At 38.5% G+C, this 2,403-nt stretch carries 2 protein-coding genes; both read left to right on the top strand.

Annotation, left to right across the window (positions count from 1 at the left end; all coding sequences use genetic code 11):
* Nucleotides 1-290: 290 nt before the first annotated feature.
* Nucleotides 291-1,460 carry an ABC transporter substrate-binding protein gene (locus tag V7137_RS21505; protein ID WP_335699958.1) on the top strand — a complete coding sequence of 390 codons (1,170 nt, stop codon included), beginning with the start codon at nucleotides 291-293 and terminating at the stop codon, nucleotides 1,458-1,460.
* Nucleotides 1,461-1,471: 11 nt separating this feature from the next.
* On the top strand, nucleotides 1,472-2,338 hold the full coding sequence (locus V7137_RS21500; RefSeq protein ID WP_335699957.1) for a branched-chain amino acid ABC transporter permease: 867 nt from the start codon (nucleotides 1,472-1,474) through the stop codon (nucleotides 2,336-2,338).
* Nucleotides 2,339-2,403 lie beyond the last annotated feature (65 nt).

Below are 2,403 nucleotides of genomic sequence, written 5' to 3'. Positions count from 1 at the left end.
AAAAATCCGTAAATAAAAAGTAAGGATATTGTTCATCCGTTATTGGAAGGAGGAACCTGTGCGGAATAAATTGACAGGAAAATAGATACCTTACTTATTTTTGATCATGTCTTAATTCCATGGGAAAAATGCCCTTTTCCCTCACTCCTTAGAATCTGCCGCCTTCATCCATTCTAAACTTCACCGTTTATCTGTCTTTACATACACCCATAGAATAAGTTTCATCAAAAGGGAGATTATGAAAATTTAAAAAAGATTAAAAAATGTAAAAAGAAAGAGGAGGAATGAAGTTGGTATTCTCTAAAAGGTCAATTGCTAAAAAATTGGTGATGTTTTTGGTGCTAGCCATATTGTTGGTTGGATGTTCGGCAACGAATTCTTCTTCAGGAAACAGCCATTCATCTTCCAAGGGCAGCGACACAATAAAGGTTGGATTACAGGCACCAATGACTGGTGATAATGCCCAGTATGGTCAGGATATGAAAAATGGAGTCGAACTTGCTTTTAAAAAGATTAATAGTGATGGAGGCATCAAAGGAAAAAAGCTTGACTTAATCGTCGGTGACGATAAAGCCACCCCGACTGAGGCTGTTGCAGTAGTGAATAAAATGATTATGAATGATGGAGTAAAGGCAATTATTGGAGGGTATAATTCATCACCAACATTAGCTGCACAGGATGTTTCAGGACCTGCGAAAGTCCTTCATTTAAACATGGGGGCCAGCCCAGACCTATCTAAAACCGGTAACAAATATCTATTCCGCGTGATTTTAACAGGTTCCGTTTACGTTCCTGCCGTTATGAAATATATGGCAGAAGAGAAAAAGGTAAAGAAAATCGCAGCACTCTTTGAAAATACAGATTATGGAATCACTATGTATGATGCAGCGAAAGTGTCAACCAAAGAATTAGGCGTAAAATTCATTGCAGCTGAGAAATATAACCCTGGTGATAAAAACTTTTCTTCTCAATTATCAAAGATTAAAACACTTAATGCAGATGCGGTAATGGTTGTCGGGCTATACAATGAAGTGGCCTTAATTGAACAGCAAGCAAAGCAGGCTGGATTAAATATTCAATTCTTCTCACCGGATGATTCTATGTATTCTGAGCAACTCATCAAATTAGGAGGCGATGCGGTTGAGAATCATATTTTTGCATCTATGATTGATTTAAATGCAGATACAGAAGAAATGAAAGAGTTTAAGAAATTGGCAGAAGAAAATGATATACCGGCACAAGCAAATACCGCTATTTCTTATGATGCAGCTATGGCGTTGGCAAAGGCTCTGACTGATGGTGACGGGGACTCTGATAAATCACGTGATGCATTAGCGAACATCGATTTTCAAGGCATTACTGGTCCGATTAAATTTGACAAAAACGGTGACCGTTCCAACACACCAATGATTATGCAAGTGCAAAAAGGTAATTTCGTGGTTATAAAAGATTCAGAATAGGGTGATTACTTGTGTTCATTGATCAACTCATAAATGGAATAGTCCTCGGCAGTATATATGCATTAATGGCAATCGGCTACACCATGGTATGGAATGTATTACGTTTTATCAATTTTGCACATGGTGAGGTTTATATGGGAGGGGCATTCGTGTCCCTATATCTTCTTTTATTGGATACTCCAATCTGGCTCGCCTATCTTGGGGGAGTGTGCGCAGGAGCTTTACTTGGTTATTTAATGGAAAAAATGGTTTATATGAGGATGAGAAATGCACCTAAATTAAATCTGTTGATTGCAGCGATAGGAATATCGATTGTTCTCCAAAATTTAGCTCAATATATTTGGGGGGCGACACCAGAGCGACTAACCTCACCCTTTTTATCAAAAAACATTACTGTTGGAGATATGCTGATCAATCAACATTATATCTTTATCATAATCTTGACCATCCTTGTCATGATTGTTTTGGAGTTATTTATTAATCGAACACTTATGGGGAAAGCAGTTCAAGCTGCCTCACAGAATATTAAAGCAACACAGCTAATGGGGATTAATGCAAATAAGATTATATCAATCACGTTTGCTATTGGATCAGCGGTTGGTGCGCTCGCAGGTATTTTAGTAGGACCCGTATTCTTAGTATATCCAACGATGGGGGTATTTGCAGGATTAAAAGGATTTACAGCTTCCGTAATGGGCGGCATGGGCAATATTCCTGGCGCCATGATTGCGGGATTATTACTTGGAGTCATTGAAAGCTTTGCGGCTGGATTTATCTCCTCCGGTTATCGTGATGCGGTCGCAATGGTGATATTGTTATTTATTTTATTAGTTCGTCCGCAAGGAATATTCGGAAAAATTATCCAACAAAAAGTGTAAGGGGGGAGATGAAATGGATCACATCAAAAAGCCGGCTATCCGAAAAATCGTGCTTATATTTGGGG

This window comes from Neobacillus drentensis, assembly GCF_036962765.1.
In the GTDB taxonomy this organism is placed as follows: Bacteria; Bacillota; Bacilli; order Bacillales; family Cytobacillaceae; genus Neobacillus; species Neobacillus drentensis_C.
The sequence above is the reverse complement of the archived record's forward strand: the minus strand, read 5'-3'. Positions and strand labels throughout refer to the sequence as shown.